Origin of the sequence: Streptomyces sp. NPDC004732 (assembly GCF_040609235.1) — a bacterium.
In the GTDB taxonomy this organism is placed as follows: domain Bacteria; phylum Actinomycetota; class Actinomycetes; order Streptomycetales; family Streptomycetaceae; genus Streptomyces.
On record NZ_JBEXJR010000002.1, the window covers coordinates 446,703 to 470,323 of the forward strand.

The following is a 23,621-nucleotide window of genomic DNA, read 5'->3' on the forward strand; positions in this document are numbered from 1 at the left end:
CATGACCTCCACTCCCTTCGAGTACGCTCCGGCGCCCGAGTCCCGCTCCGTCGTCGACATCGCCCCTTCGTACGGCCTGTTCATCGACGGCGAGTTCACCGAGGCCGCCGACGGCAAGGTCTTCAAGACGGTCTCCCCGTCCACCGAAGAGGTCCTCTCCGAGGTCGCACGGGCCTCCTCCGAAGACGTCGACCGCGCCGTGAAGGCCGCCCGCAAGGCCTTCGAGAAGTGGTCGGCGCTGCCGGGCGCAGAGCGCGCCAAGTACCTCTTCCGGATCGCCCGGATCATCCAGGAGCGCAGCCGCGAGCTGGCCGTCCTGGAGACCCTGGACAACGGAAAGCCCATCAAGGAGACGCGCGACGCCGACCTCCCCCTGGTCGCCGCGCACTTCTTCTACTACGCGGGCTGGGCCGACAAGCTCGACCACGCGGGGTACGGCCCGAACCCGGCGCCGCTCGGCGTCGCGGGCCAGGTCATCCCGTGGAACTTCCCGCTCCTGATGCTGGCCTGGAAGATCGCCCCGGCGCTCGCGACCGGCAACACGGTCGTCCTGAAGCCCGCCGAGACGACCCCCCTGAGCGCCCTGTTCTTCGCGGACATCTGCCGCCAGGCGGGCCTGCCCAAGGGCGTCGTCAACATCCTCCCCGGGTACGGCGACGCGGGCGCGGCCCTGACCGCCCACCCGGACGTGAACAAGGTCGCCTTCACGGGCTCCACCGCCGTCGGCAAGTCCATCGCGCGCCAGGTCGCGGGCACCGACAAGAAGGTCACGCTCGAACTGGGCGGCAAGGGCGCGAACATCGTCTTCGACGACGCCCCCATCGACCAGGCCGTCGAGGGCATCGTCACGGGCATCTTCTTCAACCAGGGCCAGGTCTGCTGCGCCGGGTCGCGCCTCCTCGTACAGGAGTCGATCCAGGACGAGCTGCTCGACTCCCTCAAGCGGCGGCTCACCACCCTGCGCCTCGGCGACCCGCTGGACAAGAACACCGACATCGGCGCCATCAACTCCGCCGAGCAGCTCGCCCGCATCTCCGCGCTCGCCGAGACCGGCGAGGCGGAGGGCGCCGAGCGCTGGTCGGCGCCGTGCGAACTGCCGTCCTCCGGTTACTGGTTCGCGCCGACGCTCTTCACCAACGTCACGCAGGCGCACACCGTCGCCCGTGACGAGATCTTCGGCCCGGTGCTGTCCGTCCTCACGTTCCGCACGCCGGACGAGGCGGTCGCCAAGGCCAACAACACGCAGTACGGGCTCTCCGCGGGCATCTGGACGGAGAAGGGCTCGCGCATCCTCGCGGTCGCGAACAAGCTCCGGGCGGGCGTCGTCTGGGCCAACACTTTCAACAAGTTCGACCCGACGTCGCCGTTCGGCGGCTACAAGGAGTCGGGCCACGGCCGCGAGGGCGGCCGGCACGGGCTGGAGGCGTACCTCGATGTCTGACCGACTCACGGTTTTCAAGACCTACAAGCTGTACGTCGGGGGCAAGTTCCCCCGCAGCGAGAGCGGCCGGGTGTACGAGGTGACCGACTCCAAGGGCAAGTGGCTGGCGAACGCGCCCCTCTCCTCCCGCAAGGACGCCCGTGACGCGGTCGTCGCCGCGCGCAAGGCGTTCGGCGGCTGGTCGGGCGCGACCGCGTACAACAGGGGCCAGGTCCTCTACCGCGTCGCGGAGATGCTGGAGGGCCGCAAGGACCAGTTCGTACGGGAGGTGGCGGACGCGGAGGGCATCTCCAAGTCCAAGGCCGCCGCCCAGGTCGACGCGGCGATCGACCGCTGGGTCTGGTACGCGGGCTGGACCGACAAGATCGCCCAGGTCGTGGGCGGGGCGAACCCGGTCGCGGGCCCGTTCTTCAACCTGTCAACGCCGGAGCCGACGGGTGTGGTCGCGGTGGCCGCGCCCCAGAAGTCGTCGTTCCTCGGCCTCGTCTCGGTGATCGCCCCGGTGATCGCGACGGGCAGCACGGTCGTCGTGATCGCCTCCGAGAAGTCCCCGCTCCCCGCGCTCTCGCTCGGCGAGGTGCTCGCGACGTCGGACGTGCCCGGCGGTGTGGTCAACATCCTCACCGGCAAGACGGCCGAGATCGCGGCCCCGCTCGCCGCCCACCAGGACGTCAACGCGATCGACCTGACGGGCGCGGACGCGGAGCTGGCGCGCGAGCTGGAGGTCGCGGCGGCGGACAACCTCAAGCGCGTGCTCCGTCCACAGCCTGTGGACTGGTCGGCCGACCCCGGCACGCACCGCCTGACGGCTTTCCTGGAGACCAAGACGGTCTGGCACCCGACGGGTTCGCTGGGCGCGTCCGGCTCGGCCTACTAGCCGACTCCCGCACACCGGAGCCCCGGCCCCCTCCGTCCAGGAGGCCGGGGCTCCGTCATGTCACAGCCCGAACCGTGCCGCGATCCCGTCGAGCACGCACTCCAGGCCCGTCTCGAACTCCCAGGACGGGTCGTCCTTCCGCGTCGCCTCGCGGATGTAGCGCAGGTAGGTGGGGTAACGCCCGGTTTCCATCAGGTAGTTCATCTGGGGCGCGAGGCCCTTCCTCGCCTCGTCCGGACTCTTCCAGTCCTGTTGCCGCAGATACTCGCTCAGCACCACCTGGGACCGGACCATGCTGCCCACATAGGCAGTGACGGTACGGAACACGGCCATCATCGTGTCGACGTCCAGACCGTGTCCGTCGAGCGCGGCGAGCTGCCGCTCCGCCGCCGCCAGCCGGTTCGGGGTCAGCGCGTGCAGCGGGGTGGGCAGTTCGGCCATCCACCGGTGGCGCAGCGTCATCTCGCGCGTCTCGCGCGCGGATTCCCGCAGCACCTCGCGCCAGCCCGTCGCGCCGGTCGGCGGCGCCAGCTCGACCGAGACCGTGTCGACCATCAGCGCCAGCAGATCGTCCTTCCCCGAGACGTGGCGGTACGCGGCCATGGGCGCGACGCCGAGCTCGGTGGCAAGGCGGCGCATGGTGACCGCCGCGATGCCCTCGGCGTCGGCGACCCGGACCGCGACGGCCGCGATGCGCTGCGGAGTCAGCGCCGTGCGGGGCGCGGACGCGGGGCGTTCCATGCGCTCCCAGAGAGTGACCTCGGGCTCGTCCTTCTTCTGCGTGACCATGCGTACAGCGTATCCCTTGTGGACGCCGTACACATCGGCGTGTACGTTGTACGCATCTCGATACGACGTACACATCCACGTCGTGCACACCAGGGGGTCCCCATGAACAGTCAGCCGCAGCCGCTCCGCGTCGCGATCCTCGTCGGCAGCACCCGCGAGGGCCGCTTCGCGCCCGTCGTCACCCGGTGGATCAAGGGCCACCTCGACCAGCGCGACGACATGACCGTGGACGTCATCGACCTGGCCGAGACCCCGCTGCCGATGGTCCTGCCCGCCTTCGGGCAGCCGCCCGCCCCCGGCACCACCGAGGCCCTCGCGCTGGTCACACCGCGCCTGGCGGCGGCCGACGCCTTCGTCTTCATCACGCCGGAGTACAACCACAGCTACCCGGCGTCCCTGAAGAACGCCATCGACTGGCACAACGAGCAGTGGCACGCCAAGCCGATCGGCTTCGTCTCCTACGGCGCCATCTCCGGCGGCCTGCGCGCGGTCGAGCACCTCCGGGTCGTCATGGCCGAGCTGAACGCGACGACGATCCGCAACACCGTCAGCCTGCACAACGCCTGGGGCCTCTTCAACGAGGAGCAGCAGATGACGGAACCGGCGAGCGACGCCGCGGTGAAGACCATGCTCGACCAGCTCGCCTGGTGGGCGCTTTCCCTGCGCGAGGCCAGGTCCGCCCGTCCGTACGCCGCCTGACGCCACGTCACCCACATCGAGGACGCCATGACCCAGCGTACGGAAACAACCGCCCCGCCCTCTCGCCTAGCCATCCTCGGCCTGCTGCTCGGCATCATCCTGGCGACGCTCGACGGCACGATCGTCGGCACCGCGCTCCCGACGATCGTCGGCGACCTCGGCGGCCTCGGTCACTTCTCGTGGGTGGTGACGGCCTATCTGCTCGCCGCCGCCGTCTCCACCCCGATCTGGGGCAAGGTCGGCGACCTGTACGGCCGCAAGGGCAGCTATCTGACCTCCATCACGGTCTTCCTCATCGGGTCCGTGCTCTGCGGACTCGCCCAGAACATGGAGCAGTTGATCGCGTTCCGCGCCCTCCAGGGGCTGGGCGCGGGCGGCCTCTTCGTCGGCGCGATGTCCCTCATGGGGACGCTGCTCTCGCCCGCCCAGGCGGGGCGCTCCCAGTCGATGATCGGCGTCATGCTGCCCGTCGCGATGATCGGCGGCCCGCTGCTCGGCGGCTTCCTCACCGACCAGCTGGACTGGCGCTGGGTCTTCTACGTCAACCTGCCCGTCGGCGCCGCCGCGCTCCTGCTCGTCGGCCTCCTCGTGCGGCTGCCCAGCGAGCGCCGCACGGCCCGGATCGACTACGCGGGCGCGGGCCTCCTCACGGCGGGCATCCTGGCGCTGACGCTGCTCGGCACCTGGGGCGGCACGACGTACGACTGGCTCTCGCCGCAGATCGGCGGCCTCGCGCTGCTCGCGGCGGTCTCGCTCGCTGCCTTCGCGCGGGTGGAGCGCAGCGCCCCCGAACCGGTCGTCCCGCCCCGCCTGTTCCACGACCGCAACTTCACGCTCGCCCAGGTCCTCACCTTCCTCGCGGGCGCGGCGATGCTGGGCGCGGCCAGCTATCTGCCGCAGTACATGCAGTTCGTCCGCGGCACGTCGTCGACGGAGAGCGGCCTCCTGCTGCTCCCGCTGATGCTGGGCATGATGGGCACACAGCTCTACATCGGCCGGGTGGTCGGCAACGGCGGCACGTACCGGGCGTATCCGATCATGGGCGGGGCCGTCGCCACGGCGGGCGCGCTGGCCCTGCTCACGCTGGGCGTGGACACGGCCACGGCCGTGGCGTCCGCGCTGACGTTCGTCCTGGGCGCGGGCCTCGGCTGCCTGCTGCAGCCGTCCCTGCTGATCACCATGAACAGCGCGGAGCTCCGCGACATGGGGGCCGCCAGCGGCACCAACGCGCTCCTGCGCACCATCGGCGGCTCGCTCGGCGTCGCGGTGCTCGGCTCCGTCTACACCGGCCGCATGACCGACACCCTCATGGACCGGCTCGGCCCGGACGGCGAGCGCCTCGCGGGCGGCGAGCTGACCCCCGCACTCCTGCACGACCTCCCCGAACCGGCACGGGACGCCTTCCGGGCCGGGGTCACCGGCGGGCTGCACGGCGTCATGGCAGGCACGGCCGTGCTGTGCGCGCTCACCTTCGCGGCGGCCTGGCTGATCCGCGAGGTCCCCCTGCGATCGAAGGCACCACAGCCGCCGGAGCCGTCGGAAGCATCGGAACCGCCGGAGCCGCCGGAGCCGAAGAAGACAGCCGCCCCCTCCGCCGCCTAACTCGGCAGCAGCCCCGTCGCCCGGCCCACCAGCGGCAGCTCGCCCAGCGAGGCCCCCGAGGTCAGCGGCCCGGTGACGAAGCCCGTGTCGACCGGCTTGAAGTCCGCAACCTGCGTGCCGAGCGTGTTGTCGAGCGGATCGGCACTGGTGTTGGCCAGCGGGTCCAGCTGGAGATCCTTGACCGGCGCGAGCCCGCCCGCCGCCGAATGGTGCACCGCCGTCGTGAGGGCCTGCACCGGAGACGCCGCGGGCCCCGGCTCCACCGCACCGGCACTCGCCGTGCCCCCCACCCCGAGGGCGGCACCCGCCACCGTGACGGTGAGCCCCGCCCGCAGCAGCGCGCGCGAGCCGGGCCGGGAAAGCTTCTTCACTGCGTGTCGTGCCATGGGTACCGCCCACATCCGTGCGTCGTTGAGTAATCGAGCGAGCACGTAGCGTAGTTGAGGGGTGCCGTGCACACCAAAGGGCGACTCACCCGGTACGCCCTATTGGTCTCCGTACGCACGTCGCGACAGAACCCGTAATTCATCGTGCTGAGTTCTGCCCTCAACCATTTCCGGGCGAAGTCCTCCGGTCCCCGCCCGCGGGACGATGGAGGCCATGAACGGAGCGGCCGCCCGGCCGTGACGGGGGTGGCGGTCATGGGGCTCTTCAAGTCCATCGGTGAGGGAATCCGGAACCTGGGCGAAGCGGGGAAGGAGCTCTTTCGAGGAATCGGTGATGCCATCGCCGGAGTCCCGCGCACCTTTTCGGAGACGTATGCACAGCGGCAGGAGACGGTCCGGCAGCGTGAGCGCCTGGCCTCCTTCGAGCGCACCGAGTCGAGCCGGGCCGTGGTGGTGCGTCAGGAGAGCGGCGCACCGGCCCCCTCGGTCGACATCCTGCCCGCCGCCGCCCCGGGGGGCCTGTGGGACCCGGCGCAGGCCCGTCACGACATGGACCTGGAGCAGCGCCGCTCGGAGTTACGCCTCGGCGAGATGCACGCGCAGCATCTGCTCAATGTCAAGGAGATCACCGAAAGGGGCCAGGTCGAGCGGCAGAACGCCACGCACAGCGCGGAACTGGAGCGCGGTACGGCGACCCACAAGGCCGAGCTGGACCGGCAGGCGGCGACGCACCGGGCCGCGCTGGAGCGCGAGAACCAGCGGTATGCCGCGGACCTGCAGTTCGAGGGGGAGCAGACCCGGCAGGACACGGACTTCTACCGCGCCGTGTCGCCCTTCGCCGAACTGCACCCGAGTTACGCGGCGGCCCGGGTGGCCGCCGAGGCGAAGGGCGTCGCGCCGACGCTCGTCCTCGCGCCGCTCCGCATCATCGGGGAATCCCCGGCACCCGACGGTGCCGTTCACCGCGACGAGGGCTTCGACAAGATCCTCGAGGAGCAGCTCGTGGATCACGTCCAGTCCGGAGGCCTCGCGAACGTGTTCCCCGGGCTCTTCCGCCGGCCCTTCGAGCAGAGCGGGACAGATGTCAGCAGGGTCCGGCAGGCGCTGTCCGGACAGCCGGTGATCCTGCTGCACGGCGAGGTTTTGGACGACTACCGCGCCTGGATCCACCTCGTGGCATGGAACGCCTTCATGGAGGCGCCGCCGGACGGACGGCCCGACGCGTCCGCGGACCTGCCCCTGCATCAGGCGGCGCGGCCGCAGGGTCTCCTGCTGCCGCCCGCCGTACGGCTGACTCTGCCCTTCCCCGTCACCGGTGAGGCCGGACGGGCACGGCGGAAGAGCCAGGAACAGATCGCCAGGGCGGCCGCCGCGGTCTCGGCGATGCTCGCACAGTGGTACGGCGTGGCAGCGGGCAAGAACGTCCTACCCCCGGGAAAACTGCCCGCGGGCCTCTCCCCCGTGCCGCAGGCCACCGCGCTGGGCACCGGTGCGCTCCTCGACATTTGCGTGGACCGCGGCCTCCGGTCCGAGAGCGACGTCCTGCTCGACCAGGCGGACGTCTACCGGCAGTCCGGCTTCACCGACTACGCCCTGGACAGCGCGCGCCGGGCGGCCCGCATCATCACACCCGGCGACGAACGGGACCAGCAGGACTACCTGGACCGCGTCGACCGCCTGGTGACCGTCCTCGAGGGGCTCGACCAGCACCGCATGGCCGGTGACATCCGGAGCCGGGCCGAGCAGTCGGCCCGCCGGAGCACGCATCGCCGCCTGTCCGGCTCCGACGAGGGCCAGGACGAAAGTCCGGCCTCATGACGCTGCCCACCACCTTCCTCCCGGCGGCCGGACACCGCGTCGCGGCGGCGATCGACTTCGGGACCTACGCCTCCGGGTACGCCTGGGTCCCCGTCAACGCGCGCGGTGTGCCGCGCACGAAAGAGATCGTCGATCACCGGGGCTGGCCGAGTGCCCGGGACCCCCTCTACCCCAAGAACCTGACGGCGCTGCTGCTGGACGAACAGGACGAGGTCGTCGAGTGGGGATATCTCGCGAGGGAGCGCGTCGACGATCCGGGAACCCGCCTGCTCCTCGGCATGAAGATGTCCCTGCGCCCGCGGCGCACCCACCAGGAGGTGGACGCCGCCCGCACGGTCCTGGACCACGTCGAGGACTCCCTCACCGATCCCGTCCCGCTCATCGCGGCCTATCTGAAGAAGCTCCGCGAGGTCGCGCTCGCCGAGATAACGCGGTACCACTACCGCCCCGAAGACGTCCGCTGGTGCATGACGGTCCCGGCCATCTGGTCGCCCAAGGCCCTCGCAGCGATGCGCAACGCCGCCGAACGGGCGGGCTTCGCAGCGGACCACGACAACCTGCTGCTCCTGCCCGAACCGGACGCGGCCGCCTTCGCCTGCCACATCGAGAAGGCGGCTGCCGACTCCCCCTTCCGGGAACTCCTGCGCAGCTTCCGACGCCCCGAGCGGCGGTTCCTGGTCGTGGACTGCGGGGGCGGCACGATCGACGTCGTCAGCTATCGCGTCGCGCACGACGGCACGCTCGAACAGCTGCGCGCGCCCTCGGGTGGGCCCTATGGAGCCGAGTACGTGACCCGCCTCTTCGTGAACGACATCCTCGCCGACCGGCTGGGCGGCATCATCCAGGTCAACCGCCTCGCCACCGGCCACCGCAAGGAGGTCGAGGCAGTGATGCTCTCCTGGGAGAGGGCGAGGAACACCTTCAAAGGGCCGGGCGACACGGCCGCGTTGGTGGAACTGGACAGCGTGCACCACTTCTTGACGTCCGAGCAGCGGTCACGGCTGCGCCGCGCCCAGGGCGGCGACGACCTCAGCATCGTCATCACACCGCAGGAGATGACCGCGCTGCTGGACGCCGCCATCGAACCTCTGCTGGCCTGTATCGACCCGCACCTCGCCGCCGTACGCCAGGGACGAGAGAAGGACAAACCCCTCCTTTACGTCGTCGGCGGCTTCTCCAAGTCTCCCTATCTGCTCGGCCGGGTCGCCTCCCACGTGGGAGCCCGCGCGGTGGTCCACCAGCCGGAGCGGCCGGAGCGTGCCGTCCTGCACGGCGCCGTGCACCACTGCTACGCACCGGCCGTCTCCGCCCGCCGGGCACCCGCCACCTACGGAGTGCGCGTGGCCGAACCGTACGAGCCGCGGGACGGAGAACGGTTCTGGAAGAGCAGCGAGGAGCGCTACTTCTGCCCGGACCGCTTCCTGAAGCTGGCGACCCTTGACGAGCTGCTGCCCCTCGGCACCGTGCGCACGCACCGCGGCCTGGTGCCCACCGACCCGCAGAGCAAGAACATCGACGTGAAGATCTACGAGACGTCACTGCTCGACCCGTACTACTACGACGAAGGCCCGCACCACCTCCTCGGCACGGTGCCCGTGGACCTGAGCGCCTGCATGGACGTCGGTGTGATGGACCGCAGGATGGATTTACAGCTGATCTTCGGGGACACCGAGATACGCGTCAGGGCGGTCAACGTCCGGACCCAGGAAGTGTCCGAGCGGGTCATGGAATTCAAGGGAGCGTACTGATGCGCCGCACTCCCCCCGGCCCGGCCGAGCAGCTCGCGAACCACCTCGCCGAACACGCGGCGGCCACGCACCGCCTGGCCGCCGCGATGGACGGGGTGACGGCCGCGCTGGAGGCGACGGCGCTCGCGCTGAGCACCGGCGGAGCGCGGCAACAAGAGCGGAGCGAGCAGCAGGACGCGGAGCTGACACGACTGACGGACCTGGTCCGACGCCACGAGGACGACCTGCGCACCCTCCTGTCCGAGGCGAACGAACGGCGCAAGGACATCATCGACGAGCGGGGCAGGCTGGCCCAGGACGTGGCCGTCGCCCTGCACCGGTTCTTCCTGCGAGTGCGGCACGTCGGCACATCCGACGGCGGCCCGTTCAACGGGCGCAGCCAGCCCGACCCCGAACAGGCCCTGTTCGTCGCCCGTGTCCTGCGCAGCCTGCTGTCCCCCTCGGGCCACGCGGCCGACGAGGTGACGCAGGAACCCACCTGGCCCGCGAAGGGCGACGGGACGAGGACGGAACTGGCCGCGGAGGCGGCACAGCTGTGCGCGGCCGCACGCAGGGCGGACGTGGATTTCACCTGGGACACCACGCTGACCCCGGAGTACTGGACGGGCTGCCCCCGCGACGGCACGGTGGCGTTCGCGGTCCGCCCGGGAGCCACATCCCGCCACTCCGCGGTGCTGCCGGCGCTCGTCTACACCATCGGGGCTGGGCACCCTGTACAGCTCGGTTGATAATGGCTCCCGTCCACGCGGACACACCGTGTCGGGAGATGCGGTCCACCCCGGCTGCAAAGGCTCAGAGAATTGGGTTCCCATCCCCCGATACCGACCCGCGTCGTGCTGCTGACGGGCCCCTCCGGCTCGGGGAAGTCGTCGTTCGCCGCCCGCTCGGGGCTGCCCGTGCTGTGTCTGGACGACTTCTACAAGGAGGCGGGCGACCCCACGTTGCCGCAGGTTCCGGGCAGTTCGGACATCGACTGGGACTCCCCGGCCTCCTGGGACGCCGACGTGGCCGTCGCCGCGATCGAGGAGCTGTGCCGGACGGGGCGCACGAAGGTGCCGGTGTACGACATCTCGATCAGTGCGCGCGTCGGGCAGGAGGCGCTGGACATCGAGCGCACGCCGCTCTTCGTCGCGGAGGGGATCTTCGCGGCGGACATCGTGGAGCGGTGCCGTGAGCTCGGTGTGCTCGCCGACGCGATCTGTCTGCGGGGGCGGCCCTCGACCACGTTCCGGCGGCGGCTGCTGCGGGATCTGCGGGAGGGGCGCAAGTCCGTGCCGTTCCTGCTGCGGCGCGGCTGGCGGCTGATGCGGGCCGAGCGCGCCATCGTGGCGCGGCAGACGGCGCTGGGTGCGCATCCCTGCGCGAAGGACGAGGCGCTCGGGCGGGTCGCCGCCGCGGCGGCGGGCCGGTGCGTGAAGGCGCAGGCCAAGGCCTCGTCGTAGGCAGGCCACGAGGTGCGGCTGAGACGGGAAAGCAGAAGGACCGGAAAGACCCCCCGGCCTTCCGGTCCTCTACTTGATTCCCCCGTGATTTCCCCCGTGCCACCGCCGCATCCCCCCGGAGCGACGGCCCCCGTGATTCCCTCGTTTCCCCCTGCCCCTCAGGCGACCAACTCGCCGAAGGACTCCTCCTGGTCACGGCCGAAGCTGAGGACCTCGTCCTCGCGCAGCCGGCGGAGCGACCGCCAGATGCTGGACTTCACCGTGCCCACACTGATGTCGAGGATGTCCGCGATCTCCGGGTCGGTGCGGCCCTCGTAGTAACGGAGGACCAGCATCGTGCGCTGCAGTTCGGGAAGGCGGGTCAGCGCCTGCCAGAGAACCGCGCGCAGCTCCGTGCCGCGCATCGCGTCCGTGTCGCCGACCGTCTCCGGCAGCTCCTCGGTCGGGTACTCGTTCAGCTTGCGGCGGCGCCACGCGCTGATGTGCAGATTCGTCATGGTGCGGCGGAGGTAGCCCCCGACCGCGGCCTTGTCGCTGATCCTGTCCCAGGCCCGGTACGTCGAGAAGAGGGCGCTCTGCAGCAGGTCCTCGGCCTCGAACCGGTCACCGGTCAGGTGGTAGGCGGTTGCGTACAGGGAGGCACGGCGCTCCTGGACGTAGGCGGTGAACTCCGCCTCCGACAGGGACTTCCGCTCCCCCGAGTCCTCCCCGTACGCGGCTCCCCCGTGAGCCTGGTCAACCACCGTCATCAAACCGGTGTGCTGACGCCCGGTGCCGCGAGCGCACCCCCGCCCGCTCACGGCACCGGACTTCTCAGACCCCCTCCCGACGCCGTGGAGACGCGTGACAACTGCGCTCGAACTGGTGCTGTGCAGCGAATTCATCTTGCGCCCCCCGTCGGTGGAGTCCGGCTTTTCCGTGTGACCAGAACTCTGCCCCAGTGACTTCATGGCGGTGTCCGTCGACTGTCACAGGCCTGTCACAGGGGTTGGGGACCCCTTCCACCTGTGAAGGTCACGTGTGGGTGCGGGCATCTACCTGCCCTTTACGGGCTCGGGGAGGCTCCAGCAGTCGAACTGGGGCCGTGACATGGGACAGAATGACGTCCGTGCCTTCCCTGTTGCTGATCGAGGACGACGACGCCATCCGGACGGCCCTGGAGCTTTCGCTCACGCGCCAGGGGCATCGGGTGGCCACTGCTGCCACCGGCGAGGACGGCCTGAAGCTGCTCGGCGAGCAGCGGCCGGACCTGATCGTGCTGGATGTGATGCTGCCGGGCATCGACGGGTTCGAGGTGTGCCGTCGCATCCGGCGCACCGACCAGTTGCCGATCATCCTGCTGACCGCGCGCAACGACGACATCGACGTGGTCGTCGGACTGGAGTCCGGCGCCGACGACTATGTGGTCAAGCCCGTGCAGGGCCGGGTGCTCGACGCCCGGATCCGTGCCGTGCTGCGGCGCGGCGAGCGCGAGGCCAATGACGCGGCGACGTTCGGTTCGCTCGTCATCGACCGGGCCGCGATGACCGTGACGAAGAACGGCGAGGACCTGCAGCTCACACCCACCGAGCTGCGGCTGCTCCTGGAGCTGAGCCGCAGGCCGGGCCAGGCCCTGTCGCGGCAGCAGTTGCTGCGCCTGGTGTGGGAGCACGACTACCTCGGCGACTCTCGGCTCGTGGACGCGTGTGTGCAGCGGCTGCGCGCCAAGGTCGAGGACGTGCCCTCGTCGCCGACCCTCATCCGTACGGTGCGCGGCGTCGGTTATCGGCTGGACACGCCTCAGTGACCAAACCGCACGACAAGCTCCGCGGCTGGGCCGCGGCGCGCAAGGCGATACTGGCGGGGCTGCGCTTCACGAGTCTGCGGTTGCGGCTCGTCGTGGTGTTCGGGCTCGTGGCGCTCACCGCGGCGGTCTCCGCGTCCGGCATCGCGTACTGGCTCAACCGCGAGGCCGTGCTGACGCGCGCGCAGGACGCGGCGCTCAAGGACTTCCGCCAGCAGATGCAGAACCGTGCGGGCGCGCTGCCCGCCGACGTGTCACAGGCCGAACTGCAGGCGACCGCCGAGCAGATGGCCACCAGCAGCCAGCGCTACAGCGTGCTCCTGGTCGCGGAGAAGAAGGGCGGCGGCCAGATCGTCGGCTATTCCGACCTGGACGCCTTCACGCTGGCCAAGGTGCCGGGCACGCTGCAGAAAGCGGTGAACAAGAAGCAGCCGCTCACCTCCGGCAACAAGAGCCCGTACCACCTGTACTGGCAGCGGACCGTCGACCACAACACCCCGTATCTGGTGGGCGGCGCCAAGGTGATCGGCGGCGGCCCGACCGGTTACATGCTCAAGTCGCTGGAACCGGAGGCGAAGGACCTGAGTTCCCTCGGCTGGTCCCTGGCCATCGCGACGGGGCTCGCGCTGATCGGTTCGGCGCTGCTCGCGCAGGCCGCGGCGACGACCGTGCTGAAACCCGTGCACCGGCTCGGTGTCGCGGCGCGGCGGCTCGGTGAGGGGAAGCTGGACACGCGGCTGCGGGTGTCCGGCACCGATGAGCTGGCCGACCTGTCGCGCACGTTCAACAGGACCGCCGAGAACCTGGAGAAGAAGGTCGCCGACATGAGCGCCCGCGACGAGGCGTCCCGGCGCTTCGTCGCCGACATGTCGCACGAGCTGCGCACCCCGCTGACCGCGATCACCGCCGTGACCGAGGTCCTCGAGGAGGAGCTCGACGCGGAGACCGGTTCCGTGGACCCGATGATCGAACCGGCCGTACGGCTCGTGGTGAGCGAGACCCGCCGCCTGAACGACCTCGTGGAGAACCTCATGGAGGTCACCCGCTTCGACGCGGGGACCGCGCGCCTGGTGCTGGACCACGTCGACATCGCCGACCAGATCACGGCGTGCATCGACGCCCGCGCCTGGCTGGACGCGGTGGAGCTGGACGCCGAACGCGGCATCATGGTCCGCCTCGACCCGCGCCGCCTCGACGTGATCCTGGCGAACCTCATCGGCAACGCCCTGAAGCACGGCGGCTCCCCGGTGGAGGTGTCGGTCCGCCTGGAGGACGCCAAGCTGGTCATCGCCGTACGCGATCACGGTCCGGGCATCCCCGAGGACGTACTGCCGCACGTCTTCGACCGCTTCTACAAGGCGAGCGCGTCCCGGCCGCGGTCCGAGGGCAGCGGCCTCGGCCTGTCCATCGCCCTGGAGAACGCGCACATCCACGGCGGCGAGATCACCGCCGCCAACTCGCCGGAGGGCGGCGCGGTCTTCACGCTGTGGCTGCCGCGGGACAGCGGCGAGACCGAGGGCAACGAGGACGAGCCTGCGGAAGGGGACCAGGCATGAACGGGCGTCGTATCCGTGCCGTGGCCGCCGCCGTGGGGCTCACCGCCGTGCTCGCCGGGTGCGGGATCAGGTCGACCGAGGTGCCGACCGACTACGGCGCGGCGCCGTCGCGGGTGCCGTGTGTGATGTCGGGCTCCAGCATCGCGTCGCAGTCGGGCAGCGGTGTGCCGGTGCAGGTCTTCCTGGTGTGCGCGGCCCAGCTGGTGACCGTCGACCGCGACGTGCAGCTCCGCACGGACAAGGCGACCACCGACCGGGTGCGGATCGCGCAGGCCCTCCTCGACGAGCTGGCGATGCCTCCCTCGGAGGCCGAGAAGCAGGCGGGTTTCGCCACGGACGTGCGCCGCGGCACCACCGTGTCCGGGGCGCGCAAGGGCGACCCCGCGGAGGCCCTGCGCCTGAGCACGCCGCCGGAGGACCTGTCCGCCTTCGCGCTCGCACAGATCGTGTGCACACTGGCCGACAACGCGTCGTCGGACGACGGCACGGTCGTCATGGGCGGCCCCGCGGGCAGTCCGCTGCGGCGCTACGAGTGCACTCCGGAAGTGCGGTCCCGCCCCGGGACCGTGGCGCCCCCGGTGAAAACCGTCCGGTAACCACCACCGAGTACGCGGAACCGATCCCGCCGCCCTCGACGTCTTGGGGGGCGTGCGTCAAGGCTCGGGCGGCCACAGTCCCGCCATCCGCTTCCGTGCGACAGGAGGATTCCTCCTCGTCGCACATCTCCTGCTCGTCGGGTGGATCACGTTGCGCCCGCTGGACGTCCCCTGGGTGAGTGCCGCGAATCTGCAGCCGCTCGCCGGGATCAAGGCGGACCTGGCGCTGGGCGGTGTGCAGGCGGCCCGCCGGATCGGCGAGAGCGTGCTGCTGCTCGCCCCGCTCGGTGTGCTGCTGCCGCTGGCCGGTGGCAGGCTCGTGGTTTCACCCTGGGGTTCGCTGGTGCGTACGGTCGCGGCCGGGGCGATGCTCTCGCTCGGCATCGAACTGCTGCAGACCGGCGTGCCCGGTCAGGTCGTCGACATCGACTCGCTGCTCCTGAACACCTTCGGGGTGGCGCTGGCGCACGTCGCGGTCGTGCCCGCGGCCAGGGCGCGGCTCCGTCGCGGAGATGACGGGGAGCGTCGCATGGCCCTCCCCCGGGAGGAGGCCCCTCAGGGGCCGACCCCGACGATTCCCAGGGTCGGTATCGCACCGTAGAGCGATGCTTTGACCTGCTTCGCGAACGTACTGTCGAAGTATCGAGGCACACAGAGAGGCCTCGCACCCACGGTTCGCGAAGGAGCCCCACATGACCGCCCTTGCCCGCCCCACCAACGGCCGGATGATCGGCGGAGTGTGCGCAGCCCTGGCCAGGCGCTTCGGCACCTCCGCGACGACGATGCGCGTGATCTTCGTGGTCTCGTGCCTGCTGCCCGGCCCGCAGTTCCTGCTCTACATCGCGTTGTGGTTCCTGCTGCCCTCGGAGAGCAAGGCCCGCCAGGCCTGGTGACCGCGGCCACGGCCTAGTGGTCACCACCTAATGGTCACCACCTAGTGGTCACGACACGACGATGGGGCGCCCCTCCGGAGAGGGGCGCCCCATCGGGCGTTCGGACGGGGTCCGGTCAGCCGAGCGGCAGGCCGTTGACACCGCTGCCGCCGAGGGGCAGGCCGCCGATCAGGCCGGAGACCGGCGAGGTCGGGCCGCCCGGCTTGGGGCTCGCGACGTTCTCGAGCACGGGCTTGGCGGCGTTCAGGCCGGTGCCGAGGGCGTTCTGCCCGGCGGTCAGGGACTCGGTCGCTCCGGCGGCGGGCACCACGGAGGAGACGGGGCCCAGGGCGGCCGCGGGGTCGGCGACGGCGGGGGCGGCGTTCGCCGCACCGGCGCCCGCGGCGGCGAAAGCGGCGCCGAGAGCGGCGACACCGAGGGACTTGGCGACAGACTGCTTCATCTCAATGCGTCCTTGCGTCATTGGCTTACGGATGTGGGGAGGGGGGTTTGAGCGGTTCAACGACCGTAAGCAGCCCGGATCACGGTCCAAGGGCAGACGAAAGCGGCCGGGGTGCGAAAACCCCGGCCGCCGACGCGTCGCTCAACGCGGACGCAATGACGTCAGCTCTCGACAGAAGCGCTGGTCGAGACGGTCTGACGGAACAGCCATTCGGACTTCAGCTCGGCGTATCCGGGCTTGATCACGTCGTTGATCATGGCCAGGCGTTCATCGAAAGGAATGAATGCTGATTTCATCGCATTGACTGTGAACCACTGCATGTCGTCGAGCGTGTAGCCGAACGTGCCGACCAGGTGCTCGAATTCGCGGCTCATGCTGGTGCCCGACATCAGGCGGTTGTCGGTGTTCACGGTCGCGCGGAAGTGCAGCTTGCGCAGCAGGCCGATGGGGTGCTCTGCGTAGGAAGTGGCGGCGCCCGTCTGGAGGTTGGACGTCGGGCAGAGCTCCAGGGGGATGCGCTTGTCGCGCACGTACGAGGCGAGGCGGCCGAGCTTCACCGTGCCGTCGTCGGCGATCTCGATGTCGTCGATGATGCGCACGCCGTGACCGAGGCGGTCGGCGCCGCACCACTGCAGGGCCTGCCAGATCGACGGCAGGCCGAAGGCCTCGCCCGCGTGGATCGTGAAGTGGTTGTTCTCGCGCTTGAGGAACTCGAAGGCGTCGAGGTGGCGGGTGGGCGGGAAGCCCGCCTCGGCGCCCGCGATGTCGAAGCCGACGACACCGAAGTCGCGGTAGCGGTTGGCGAGTTCGGCGATCTCCAGGGCGCGGGCGGCGTGCCGCATGGCGGTGAGCAGGGCGCCCACGCGGATGCGGTGCCCGTTCTCCTTCGCGCGGCGCTCGCCCTCGCGGAAGCCTTCGTTGACGGCCTCGACGACCTCTTCGAGGGTGAGGCCGTCCTCCAGGTGCTGCTCGGGGGCGTACCGGATCTCGGCGTAGACGACGCCGTCCTCGGCGAGGTCCTCGGCGCACTCGGCGGCCACGCGCTTGAGGGCGTCCTTCGTCTGCATCACCGCGCAGGTGTGGGCGAAGGTCTCCAGGTAGCGCTCGAGGGAGCCGGAGTCGGCCGCCTCGCGGAACCAGATCCCGAGCTTGTCGGGGTCGGTCTCGGGCAGGCCCTCGTACCCGTTCTCCCGGGCGAGGTCGACGATCGTGCCCGGGCGCAGGCCACCGTCGAGGTGGTCGTGCAGGAGCACCTTGGGGGCGCGGCGGATCTGCTCGGCGCTGGGCGTTTCACGGTCCGTGTGACCGGCTGTGTGTGTCTGGCTCGTCATTTCGGCACTCTAGCGCCTACGCGCGTAGAACTCACTGGTCGATACGTAACAGTGACCCTGCGGAAGGGTGGCGTACACCATGGCTTCTGACACTGTTCTGTCATGGCAGAGGAAGGGACCGCGGGGCCGGCGGGCGCGGCCAGGCTCGGGCGTGTGATCGGGACGGCGCCTTCGGCGGTCGGCGGAGTGGTGCTCCTGCTCCCCGGCGGCGCCGAGACGTCGAGCCGCAAGCCGTCGCCGCTGGCGGGAGTCGGTGTGCGTGCGCTCGGCCGAAGACTGGCCCACGACGGCAGGGAGGCGGGCCTCGCCACGCACGTCGTGCACTACCGCTGCCGGGGCTGGAACGGCGCGCAGGCGGAGCTCGCCCGCGACACGAACTGGGCGGTGGACGAAATCGTACGTCTCTACGGCGATGTCCCCGTCTGCCTGGCCGGAGTGGACATGGGAGGCCGCGCGGCGCTCCGCGCGGGCGGCCACACGGCGGTCAACTCCGTGCTGGCGATGGCCCCTTGGCTGCCGGAGGACGACGTGGCCGCGCCGCCCGAGCCGGTGAAGCAGCTCGCGGGGCGGCGGGTGCTCATCGTGCACGGCACGAACGACGAGCGGACCGACCCCGAGCTGTCGTTCCGGCTCGCCGAGCGGGCGAAGAAGGCGAACCGGGACGTGTGCCGGTTCGAGGTGCACTCGGACGGGCACCGGTTGCACCAGCACCAGTCCGAAGTCCTGGCGCTGGCCTCGGACTTCGTGATGGGCACGTTGTTCGGGGCGGACTTTGCCCGGCCCTTGGAGGATGCGTTGGCGGCTCCGCCGCCGTTGGGGTTGCGGATGCCTCTTGCCTCCGGCTTTGGGCAGTCGTTACGGAGGTGAGGCTTGCCCTGCGACGGGGCTCTGTCTGTCACCGGCTTCGCCGAGTTCGTCCTCAATCGCCGGACAGGCTCGAATGCAGCAACCTGCCCTTCCGCCCGAGCAAGAACTCCTTGAACGCCGCCACCGGTGGCGTGTCCGGGTGGCCGTCCAGCCAGGCCACGCCGATCTCGCGCACCGCCCGCTGCCCCGTCACCGTCAGCTCCACGACCCCCGGGCGCGGGACCGCGGGCGGGGGCAGCAGGGCCACGCCCAGGCCCGCCGCGACCAGGCCGCGCAGCGTCTCGGCCTCCTCGCCCTCGAAGGCGACGCGGGGCTTGAAGCCCGCCTCCCGGCAGAGGTCGTCCGTGATACGGCGCAGGCCGTACCCCGGCTCCAGGGTCACGAAGGCCTCTTCGGCGGTCTCGGCGAGGCGGACCCGCTTGCGGGAGGCCAGGCGGTGGTCGTCGGGCACGACCAGGCGCAGGCGCTGCTCGTCGAGCCTGCGGGCGACCAGGTCGGGGGCGTCGGGCACGGGTGAGGTGAGGCAGAGGTCGAGCTCGCCCGCGCGCAGCCGCTCCAGCATCGCCTCGCCGTAGTTCTGGACGAGGCTGAAGCGGATGCGCGGATGGTCGGCGCGGAAGGCGCGGATCAGTCCGGGCACCGTCTCCGAGCCCATCGTGTGCAGGAAGCCGAAGGCGACCTTGCCGGACGCCGGGTCGGCGTCGGCCCGCACCGACTCGGCGGCGCGCTCCACCTCGCCGAGCGCCCGCTCGACCGAGGAGAGGAAGGTGCGGCCCGCCGGGGTGAGCGAGACCGTGCGGCCGCTGCGCGCGAAGAGGTCCACGCCCAGGTCCCGTTCGAGCCGGACGAGGGCGCGGGACAGCGTCGACTGGGGGATCTGCATCTGCTCGGCGGCGCGCGTGACGTGCTCGGTGCGGGCGACCCCCGCGAAGTACGCGAGACGGGGCGCGAGCAGCGTCACGATGTCCTGCGCATCACTGTTCTGTGACACGCGCCGCTGTGACCTGTGCTGATGCTGCATGGGAACGATTATGGGGTTTCCATGCATTGGACGCATCAGAAAACCGGTCGTACGTTCTTCGCATGCCTGCTGACAGTAGTGGGGCGTCCGCCACCCTCGCGGTCGCCCCTGCCCCGTCGTCCCCCGCCGCCCCCGCCCCCGCCGACACCCGGCTGACCCCGGGCGGGCCCGGCTACCGCCGGATGAGCTTCGCGCTCTTCCTCGCCGGTGTCGCGACCTTCGCGCTCCTCTACTCCACACAGGCCCTCCTCCCCCTCGTCTCCGCCGACTTCGGCGTGAGCGCGAGCACGGCCAGCTGGACGGTGTCGGCGGCCACCGGCGCACTGGCCCTCTTCGTCCTTCCGCTGAGCGCGCTCAGCGAGCGCTACGGGCGGCGCACGATGATGACCGCCTCGCTGACCGTCGCCGTCGCCGTCGGGCTCCTCGTTCCTTTCTCCCCCTCGGTCGAGGTCCTGATCGCACTGCGCGCCGTGCAGGGCGCGGCCCTCGCGGGGCTGCCCGCGTCCGCGATGGCGTTCCTCGCCGAGGAGGTGCGGCCCAAGGCGCTGGTCGCCGCGATCGGCCTGTTCGTGGCGGGCAACTCCATCGGCGGGATGAGCGGGCGCATCGTCACCGGCTGGGTCGCGCAGGCCTGGGGCTGGCGCGCGGCGGTCGGCGTGGTCGGTGTCGTCGCGGTGCTGTGCGCGGTCGCCTTCCGCGTGCTGCTGCCCGCGCCCCGGCACTTCGCCCCGGGGCCGCTCAGCCCCAAGTCCCTCGCGCGCACGGTGCGTACGCATCTGTCGAACCCGCTCCTGTGCAGGCTGTACGCGATCGGGGCGCTGTTCATGACCGTCTTCGGGGCGGTCTACACGGTGATCGGGTACCGCCTCACCGAGGCGCCGTTCTCGCTGCCGCAGGGCGTCATCGGCTCGATCTTCCTGGTCTACCTCGTCGGTACGGTCTCCTCGGCGGCCGCCGGGCGGCTCGTGACCCGGCTCGGGCGACGCGGCGCGCTGTATCTGGCGGTGAGCACGACGGCGGGCGGGCTGCTGCTCTCCCTCTCCTCCTCGCTCGTCCTTGTCCTGCTCGGGCTCGTGCTGATCACCGCAGGTTTCTTCGCGGGGCACGCGGTCGCGTCCTCGTCGGTGAGCCGGACGGCCACGACCGGGCGGGCGCAGGCGTCGGCGCTCTACCAGTCCGCGTACTACCTGGGCTCCAGCGCGGGCGGCACGCTCGGCGCGGTCGCCTTCCACGCGGGCGGCTGGGCCGGGACCGTGGGGCTCGGCATCCTCGCGGTGCTCGGGGTCGTGTCGGTCACGGTGTGGGGCTCGCACGCGGCGCGGGCGCAGGAACGGCGCGCTCTCGTGGCTCGCTCCTGCTGACCCTTCGCCCCGCTCCTGCTGATTTCACCTGCGGGTTTTCCCACTCCGGGGGCCGTTGTCAGTGGGCTGCGGTAGCTTCCGATGTGTTGGGCCTCGCATCGGGCTCTTCTCGCAACGCAGGGGTGGGTTGGGATGAGCGACATCGCAGGGACGACGGCCGATCTGGACGTCACGCTGGAGAAACACCGCGTCGAGCTGACCGGGTACTGCTATCGGATGCTGGGCTCCGCCTTCGAGGCCGAGGACGCCGTGCAGGACACGATGGTCCGTGCCTGGCGCAGCTTCGAGAAGTTCGAGGGCCGCTCCAGCATCCGCTCATGGCTGTACCGCATCGCGACGAACGTCTGCCTGGACATGCTGAACGCGGGCAACCGCCGCGCCCGCCCCATGGACCTGACCGCCGCCGCCCCGCTGGCGCAGGCCGCGCTCAACCCGCGCCCGGACAACACCTGGCTGGAGCCGATCCCGGACGCCCGCGTCCTGCCCACCCCCGGCGACCCCGCGGAGGCGGCGATCGCCAAGGAGTCGGTGCGGCTCGCGTTCGTCGCCGCCCTGCAGAGCCTGCCGCCCAAGCAGCGCGCGGTGCTGATCCTGCGCGAGGTCCTCGCATGGAAGGCCAGCGAGGTCGCCGAGCTGATCGACACCTCCGTCGCCTCGGTCAACAGCGCACTGCAGCGGGCCCGCGCCACCCTCGCCGAGCGGCCGGAGGACGACACGGCCGTCTCCGACCCGCTGGACGAGGAGCAGCAGAAGCTCCTGGAGCGGTATGTCACCGCGTTCGAGGGCTATGACATGGCGGCGCTCACCGCGCTGCTCGCCGAGGACGCCGTCATGACGATGCCGCCGTTCGACCTGTGGCTGCGCGGCACGGCGGACATCACCGGCTTCATGACCACCGTGGGCGCTTCGTGTGCCAACAGCCGCCTGGTCCCGGTGAACGTGAACGGCACACCGGGCTTCGCGCACTACAAGCCCGACCCCGACAAGGGCGGGTTCGCTCCGTGGGCGATCCAGGTCATCGAGATCTCAGAGGGCCGGATCACCGGTTTCCACTGCTTCCTGGACACGCCCCGGTGGTTCCCGCTGTTCGGCATGCCCCTCCATCTCGACGACTAGGCCGAGGAGTTCGACGAGGCCCACGAGGCCGAGCAGGGCCAGCAGGGCGGGGGTGGGGTTACGGAGGCGGATCCGGCCCCCTGCCTTGCGGGCGGCCAGGTGCATTCTCGCGATGGCGTCGACGGTGGCGAGATCGGAGGTCGTCACCGCGGTGACGTCGCAGATGACGTCTTCGTCGGGGCCGTGTCTGGCCGCCGCCACGCGCTCGCACAGGTGCGGGACGTCTGCCGCGCGCAGGGGGCCTGCGATGCGGATGAGGTTCACGCCGGTGTCAGCCATGCAGGGTTGACCGTGCGCGGGGTCTTAACTCATCGGTGCGGGTCACTTCGTCGGTGCGGGTGGGGGGCCTCCGGCGGTTCTTTCCCCGATCCCGCCCCTTCCCGAAACCGGGGCTCCGCCCCGGGCCCCGCTCCTCAAACGCCGGAGGGGCTGAAAACCGGACCCCGGCCCCTCCAGGTGCGCGGGGAACTGCGCGACCAGCCCCCACGCGCCCGCAGCAGACGAATCAGCCGATCCGGTCCAGAACAATCGGCGTAGCCGAGAAGTCCGTGCCCGTCGGCGCGATGTCGAAGGAACCCTCCACGGACTGGAGCGCGTACGCGAAGCGGTCCGGGGTGTCCGTGTGGAGGGTCAGGAGGGGCGCACCCGCCTCGACGGAGTCGCCCGGCTTGGCGTGGAGTTCCACACCCGCGCCCGCCTGGACCACGTCCTCCTTGCGGGCCCGGCCCGCACCGAGGCGCCAGGCCGCGACACCGACGTCGTACGCGTCGAGGCGGGTGAGCACGCCCGACGACGGGGCGGTGACCACATGCCGCTCCCGTGCCACCGGCAGCTCCGCGTCGGGGTCGCCGCCCTGGGCCGAGATCATGCGGCGCCAGACATCCATCGCCGAACCGTCCGCCAGCGCCTTCGCGGGATCCGCGTCCTTCAGGCCCGCCGCGTCGAGCATCTCGCGGGCCAGGGCGAGGGTGAGCTCGACGACGTCGGCCGGGCCGCCGCCCGCGAGGACCTCGACCGACTCGCGGACCTCAAGCGCGTTGCCCGCCGTCAGGCCGAGCGGGGTCGACATGTCGGTGAGGAGCGCCACCGTGCGGACACCGCTGTCCGTGCCCAGCTCGACCATCGTGGAAGCCAGTTCGCGGGCGTCTTCGATGTTCTTCATGAAGGCCCCGGTGCCGACCTTCACGTCGAGGACGAGGGAGCCCGTGCCCTCCGCGATCTTCTTCGACATGATGGAGGAAGCGATCAGCGGGATCGCCTCCACCGTGCCGGTCACGTCACGCAGCGCGTAGAGCTTCTTGTCGGCGGGGGCGAGGCCGTCGCCCGCGGCGCAGATCACGGAGCCCGCGCCGTCGAGGACGCTCAGCATCTCCTCGTTGGAGAGCAGCGCGCGCCAGCCGGGGATGGCCTCCAGCTTGTCGAGGGTGCCGCCGGTGTGGCCGAGGCCGCGGCCCGAGAGCTGCGGGACGGCCGCGCCGCACGCGGCGACCAGCGGGGCGAGCGGCAGCGTGATCTTGTCGCCGACGCCGCCGGTGGAGTGCTTGTCGGCGGTCGGGCGGGACAGCGAGGAGAAGTCCATGCGCTCGCCGGACGCGATCATCGCGGCGGTCCAGCGGGCGATCTCCTTGCGGTTCATGCCGTTCAGCAGGATCGCCATCGCGAGGGACGACATCTGCTCGTCGGCGACCGTGCCGCGCGTGTACGCGTCGATGACCCAGTCGATCTGCTCGTCGCTGAGCTCGCCCCGGTCGCGCTTGGTACGGATGACGGAGATGACGTCCATGGCAGTCCTTCCAGCAGTACAACGGCGTACGTACGTAGATATGCCGCGACTCTACGCGCATAGAGCCGGG

24 protein-coding genes are annotated in these 23,621 nt (G+C 70.9%); 16 read left to right on the plus strand and 8 right to left on the minus strand.

Annotation, left to right across the window (positions count from 1 at the left end; all coding sequences use genetic code 11):
• Position 1: 1 nt before the first annotated feature.
• Complete coding sequence (locus ABZV77_RS06635) at positions 2 to 1,441, plus strand: aldehyde dehydrogenase family protein (protein WP_356251094.1); 1,440 nt, start codon at positions 2 to 4, stop codon at positions 1,439 to 1,441.
• The gene (locus ABZV77_RS06640; RefSeq protein ID WP_356251097.1) at positions 1,434 to 2,318 is read left to right on the plus strand and encodes an aldehyde dehydrogenase family protein; all 885 of its coding nucleotides are present in this window, start codon (positions 1,434 to 1,436) and stop codon (positions 2,316 to 2,318) included. The genes ABZV77_RS06635 and ABZV77_RS06640 overlap by 8 nt, the downstream gene beginning before the upstream one ends.
• Before the next feature lie 60 nt (positions 2,319 to 2,378).
• Here the strand turns inward: ABZV77_RS06640 and ABZV77_RS06645 are convergent, their stop codons facing one another.
• Positions 2,379 to 3,107, minus strand: a complete 729-nt coding sequence (locus tag ABZV77_RS06645; RefSeq protein WP_356251100.1) for a TetR/AcrR family transcriptional regulator — start codon at positions 3,105 to 3,107, stop codon at positions 2,379 to 2,381.
• 102 nt (positions 3,108 to 3,209) lie between these two features.
• Between ABZV77_RS06645 and ABZV77_RS06650 the strand changes: the two genes are divergently transcribed.
• Together ABZV77_RS06650 and ABZV77_RS06655 are read left to right on the plus strand one after the other, a co-directional pair.
• Positions 3,210 to 3,806, plus strand: a complete 597-nt coding sequence (locus ABZV77_RS06650) for an NAD(P)H-dependent oxidoreductase (protein ID WP_356251102.1) — start codon at positions 3,210 to 3,212, stop codon at positions 3,804 to 3,806.
• A gap of 27 nt (positions 3,807 to 3,833) precedes the next feature.
• Positions 3,834 to 5,408 (plus strand): MDR family MFS transporter, encoded by a 1,575-nt coding sequence (locus tag ABZV77_RS06655; protein ID WP_356251105.1) that lies wholly within the window; start codon positions 3,834 to 3,836, stop codon positions 5,406 to 5,408.
• On the opposite strand, the gene ABZV77_RS06660 is transcribed toward ABZV77_RS06655, so the two are convergent.
• Positions 5,405 to 5,794 (minus strand): hypothetical protein, encoded by a 390-nt coding sequence (locus ABZV77_RS06660; protein WP_356251108.1) that lies wholly within the window; start codon positions 5,792 to 5,794, stop codon positions 5,405 to 5,407. The two genes, ABZV77_RS06655 and ABZV77_RS06660, sit on opposite strands and share 4 nt — an antisense overlap.
• Before the next feature lie 255 nt (positions 5,795 to 6,049).
• Between ABZV77_RS06660 and ABZV77_RS06665 the strand changes: the two genes are divergently transcribed.
• The 4 genes from ABZV77_RS06665 (at position 6,050) to ABZV77_RS06680 (ending at position 10,802) form a co-directional block, all read left to right on the plus strand.
• Positions 6,050 to 7,612, plus strand: coding sequence for a hypothetical protein (locus tag ABZV77_RS06665; protein ID WP_356251111.1), 1,563 nt, complete (start codon positions 6,050 to 6,052; stop codon positions 7,610 to 7,612).
• The gene (locus tag ABZV77_RS06670) at positions 7,609 to 9,360 is read left to right on the plus strand and encodes a hypothetical protein (protein ID WP_356251114.1); all 1,752 of its coding nucleotides are present in this window, start codon (positions 7,609 to 7,611) and stop codon (positions 9,358 to 9,360) included. The genes ABZV77_RS06665 and ABZV77_RS06670 overlap by 4 nt, the downstream gene beginning before the upstream one ends.
• A complete protein-coding gene (locus ABZV77_RS06675) occupies positions 9,360 to 10,088 on the plus strand; it encodes a hypothetical protein (RefSeq protein ID WP_356251117.1) in 729 nt (242 codons plus the stop codon). The genes ABZV77_RS06670 and ABZV77_RS06675 overlap by 1 nt, the downstream gene beginning before the upstream one ends.
• Before the next feature lie 72 nt (positions 10,089 to 10,160).
• Positions 10,161 to 10,802 carry an ATP-binding protein gene (locus tag ABZV77_RS06680; protein ID WP_356251120.1) on the plus strand — a complete coding sequence of 214 codons (642 nt, stop codon included), beginning with the start codon at positions 10,161 to 10,163 and terminating at the stop codon, positions 10,800 to 10,802.
• A 158-nt stretch (positions 10,803 to 10,960) separates the two neighbouring features.
• Here the strand turns inward: ABZV77_RS06680 and ABZV77_RS06685 are convergent, their stop codons facing one another.
• Positions 10,961 to 11,686 (minus strand): SigE family RNA polymerase sigma factor, encoded by a 726-nt coding sequence (locus tag ABZV77_RS06685; protein ID WP_356251123.1) that lies wholly within the window; start codon positions 11,684 to 11,686, stop codon positions 10,961 to 10,963.
• A gap of 224 nt (positions 11,687 to 11,910) precedes the next feature.
• On the opposite strand from ABZV77_RS06685, the gene afsQ1 reads away from it, so the two are divergent.
• From afsQ1 to ABZV77_RS06710, 5 genes are all read left to right on the plus strand, one after another.
• Positions 11,911 to 12,588 (plus strand): two-component system response regulator AfsQ1, encoded by a 678-nt coding sequence (gene afsQ1, locus ABZV77_RS06690; RefSeq protein WP_033264947.1) that lies wholly within the window; start codon positions 11,911 to 11,913, stop codon positions 12,586 to 12,588.
• Entirely contained in the window at positions 12,585 to 14,141 is a 1,557-nt protein-coding gene (locus ABZV77_RS06695; protein WP_356251127.1) for a HAMP domain-containing sensor histidine kinase, read from the plus strand. The genes afsQ1 and ABZV77_RS06695 overlap by 4 nt, the downstream gene beginning before the upstream one ends.
• Positions 14,138 to 14,737 (plus strand): hypothetical protein, encoded by a 600-nt coding sequence (locus ABZV77_RS06700; protein WP_356251130.1) that lies wholly within the window; start codon positions 14,138 to 14,140, stop codon positions 14,735 to 14,737. Before ABZV77_RS06695 ends, ABZV77_RS06700 begins: the two co-directional genes overlap by 4 nt.
• A 52-nt stretch (positions 14,738 to 14,789) precedes the next feature.
• Positions 14,790 to 15,338 (plus strand): VanZ family protein, encoded by a 549-nt coding sequence (locus ABZV77_RS06705; protein WP_356251134.1) that lies wholly within the window; start codon positions 14,790 to 14,792, stop codon positions 15,336 to 15,338.
• Positions 15,339 to 15,429: 91 nt separating this feature from the next.
• Entirely contained in the window at positions 15,430 to 15,630 is a 201-nt protein-coding gene (locus tag ABZV77_RS06710; RefSeq protein ID WP_356251137.1) for a PspC domain-containing protein, read from the plus strand.
• A 115-nt stretch (positions 15,631 to 15,745) separates the two neighbouring features.
• Here ABZV77_RS06710 and ABZV77_RS06715 read toward each other — a convergent pair whose 3' ends face one another.
• Positions 15,746 to 16,072, minus strand: a complete 327-nt coding sequence (locus tag ABZV77_RS06715) for an ATP-binding protein (protein ID WP_356251140.1) — start codon at positions 16,070 to 16,072, stop codon at positions 15,746 to 15,748.
• A 161-nt stretch (positions 16,073 to 16,233) separates the two neighbouring features.
• Entirely contained in the window at positions 16,234 to 17,403 is a 1,170-nt protein-coding gene (locus tag ABZV77_RS06720) for an adenosine deaminase (protein ID WP_356251143.1), read from the minus strand.
• A 102-nt stretch (positions 17,404 to 17,505) separates the two neighbouring features.
• Here ABZV77_RS06720 and ABZV77_RS06725 point away from each other — a divergent pair, with 102 nt between their 5' ends.
• The gene (locus ABZV77_RS06725) at positions 17,506 to 18,270 is read left to right on the plus strand and encodes an alpha/beta hydrolase (RefSeq protein ID WP_356251145.1); all 765 of its coding nucleotides are present in this window, start codon (positions 17,506 to 17,508) and stop codon (positions 18,268 to 18,270) included.
• Between the two features lie 52 nt (positions 18,271 to 18,322).
• On the opposite strand, the gene ABZV77_RS06730 is transcribed toward ABZV77_RS06725, so the two are convergent.
• Positions 18,323 to 19,291 (minus strand): LysR family transcriptional regulator, encoded by a 969-nt coding sequence (locus ABZV77_RS06730; RefSeq protein WP_356251148.1) that lies wholly within the window; start codon positions 19,289 to 19,291, stop codon positions 18,323 to 18,325.
• A 62-nt stretch (positions 19,292 to 19,353) separates the two neighbouring features.
• Between ABZV77_RS06730 and ABZV77_RS06735 the strand changes: the two genes are divergently transcribed.
• Positions 19,354 to 20,652 (plus strand): MFS transporter, encoded by a 1,299-nt coding sequence (locus ABZV77_RS06735; protein ID WP_356251150.1) that lies wholly within the window; start codon positions 19,354 to 19,356, stop codon positions 20,650 to 20,652.
• Positions 20,653 to 20,784: 132 nt separating this feature from the next.
• Positions 20,785 to 21,768 (plus strand): sigma-70 family RNA polymerase sigma factor, encoded by a 984-nt coding sequence (locus ABZV77_RS06740; RefSeq protein ID WP_356251153.1) that lies wholly within the window; start codon positions 20,785 to 20,787, stop codon positions 21,766 to 21,768.
• Here the strand turns inward: ABZV77_RS06740 and ABZV77_RS06745 are convergent.
• Both ABZV77_RS06745 and ABZV77_RS06750 read right to left on the minus strand, forming a co-directional pair.
• The gene (locus tag ABZV77_RS06745; RefSeq protein WP_356251156.1) at positions 21,679 to 22,047 is read right to left on the minus strand and encodes an STAS domain-containing protein; all 369 of its coding nucleotides are present in this window, start codon (positions 22,045 to 22,047) and stop codon (positions 21,679 to 21,681) included. The genes ABZV77_RS06740 and ABZV77_RS06745 overlap by 90 nt on opposite strands.
• Positions 22,048 to 22,273: 226 nt before the next feature.
• The gene (locus ABZV77_RS06750; RefSeq protein ID WP_356251159.1) at positions 22,274 to 23,551 is read right to left on the minus strand and encodes a thymidine phosphorylase; all 1,278 of its coding nucleotides are present in this window, start codon (positions 23,549 to 23,551) and stop codon (positions 22,274 to 22,276) included.
• Positions 23,552 to 23,621 lie beyond the last annotated feature (70 nt).

What these genes read in the sequence shown, in the direction of transcription:
- ABZV77_RS06725 (WP_356251145.1), top strand. Translation starts at nt 17,506, where the DNA reads ATGGCAGAGGAAGGGACCGCGGGGCCGGCGGGCGCGGCCAGGCTCGGG.
- ABZV77_RS06735 (WP_356251150.1), top strand. Translation starts at nt 19,354, where the DNA reads ATGCCTGCTGACAGTAGTGGGGCGTCCGCCACCCTCGCGGTCGCCCCT.
- ABZV77_RS06730 (WP_356251148.1), bottom strand. Translation starts at nt 19,291, where the DNA reads ATGCAGCATCAGCACAGGTCACAGCGGCGCGTGTCACAGAACAGTGAT.
- ABZV77_RS06640 (WP_356251097.1), top strand. Translation starts at nt 1,434, where the DNA reads ATGTCTGACCGACTCACGGTTTTCAAGACCTACAAGCTGTACGTCGGG.
- ABZV77_RS06740 (WP_356251153.1), top strand. Translation starts at nt 20,785, where the DNA reads ATGAGCGACATCGCAGGGACGACGGCCGATCTGGACGTCACGCTGGAG.
- ABZV77_RS06660 (WP_356251108.1), bottom strand. Translation starts at nt 5,794, where the DNA reads ATGGCACGACACGCAGTGAAGAAGCTTTCCCGGCCCGGCTCGCGCGCG.
- ABZV77_RS06665 (WP_356251111.1), top strand. Translation starts at nt 6,050, where the DNA reads ATGGGGCTCTTCAAGTCCATCGGTGAGGGAATCCGGAACCTGGGCGAA.
- ABZV77_RS06750 (WP_356251159.1), bottom strand. Translation starts at nt 23,551, where the DNA reads ATGGACGTCATCTCCGTCATCCGTACCAAGCGCGACCGGGGCGAGCTC.
- ABZV77_RS06670 (WP_356251114.1), top strand. Translation starts at nt 7,609, where the DNA reads ATGACGCTGCCCACCACCTTCCTCCCGGCGGCCGGACACCGCGTCGCG.
- ABZV77_RS06720 (WP_356251143.1), bottom strand. Translation starts at nt 17,403, where the DNA reads ATGACGAGCCAGACACACACAGCCGGTCACACGGACCGTGAAACGCCC.
- ABZV77_RS06710 (WP_356251137.1), top strand. Translation starts at nt 15,430, where the DNA reads ATGACCGCCCTTGCCCGCCCCACCAACGGCCGGATGATCGGCGGAGTG.
- ABZV77_RS06745 (WP_356251156.1), bottom strand. Translation starts at nt 22,047, where the DNA reads ATGGCTGACACCGGCGTGAACCTCATCCGCATCGCAGGCCCCCTGCGC.
- ABZV77_RS06650 (WP_356251102.1), top strand. Translation starts at nt 3,210, where the DNA reads ATGAACAGTCAGCCGCAGCCGCTCCGCGTCGCGATCCTCGTCGGCAGC.
- ABZV77_RS06685 (WP_356251123.1), bottom strand. Translation starts at nt 11,686, where the DNA reads ATGAATTCGCTGCACAGCACCAGTTCGAGCGCAGTTGTCACGCGTCTC.
- ABZV77_RS06715 (WP_356251140.1), bottom strand. Translation starts at nt 16,072, where the DNA reads ATGAAGCAGTCTGTCGCCAAGTCCCTCGGTGTCGCCGCTCTCGGCGCC.
- ABZV77_RS06655 (WP_356251105.1), top strand. Translation starts at nt 3,834, where the DNA reads ATGACCCAGCGTACGGAAACAACCGCCCCGCCCTCTCGCCTAGCCATC.
- ABZV77_RS06675 (WP_356251117.1), top strand. Translation starts at nt 9,360, where the DNA reads ATGCGCCGCACTCCCCCCGGCCCGGCCGAGCAGCTCGCGAACCACCTC.
- ABZV77_RS06635 (WP_356251094.1), top strand. Translation starts at nt 2, where the DNA reads ATGACCTCCACTCCCTTCGAGTACGCTCCGGCGCCCGAGTCCCGCTCC.
- ABZV77_RS06700 (WP_356251130.1), top strand. Translation starts at nt 14,138, where the DNA reads ATGAACGGGCGTCGTATCCGTGCCGTGGCCGCCGCCGTGGGGCTCACC.
- ABZV77_RS06645 (WP_356251100.1), bottom strand. Translation starts at nt 3,107, where the DNA reads ATGGTCACGCAGAAGAAGGACGAGCCCGAGGTCACTCTCTGGGAGCGC.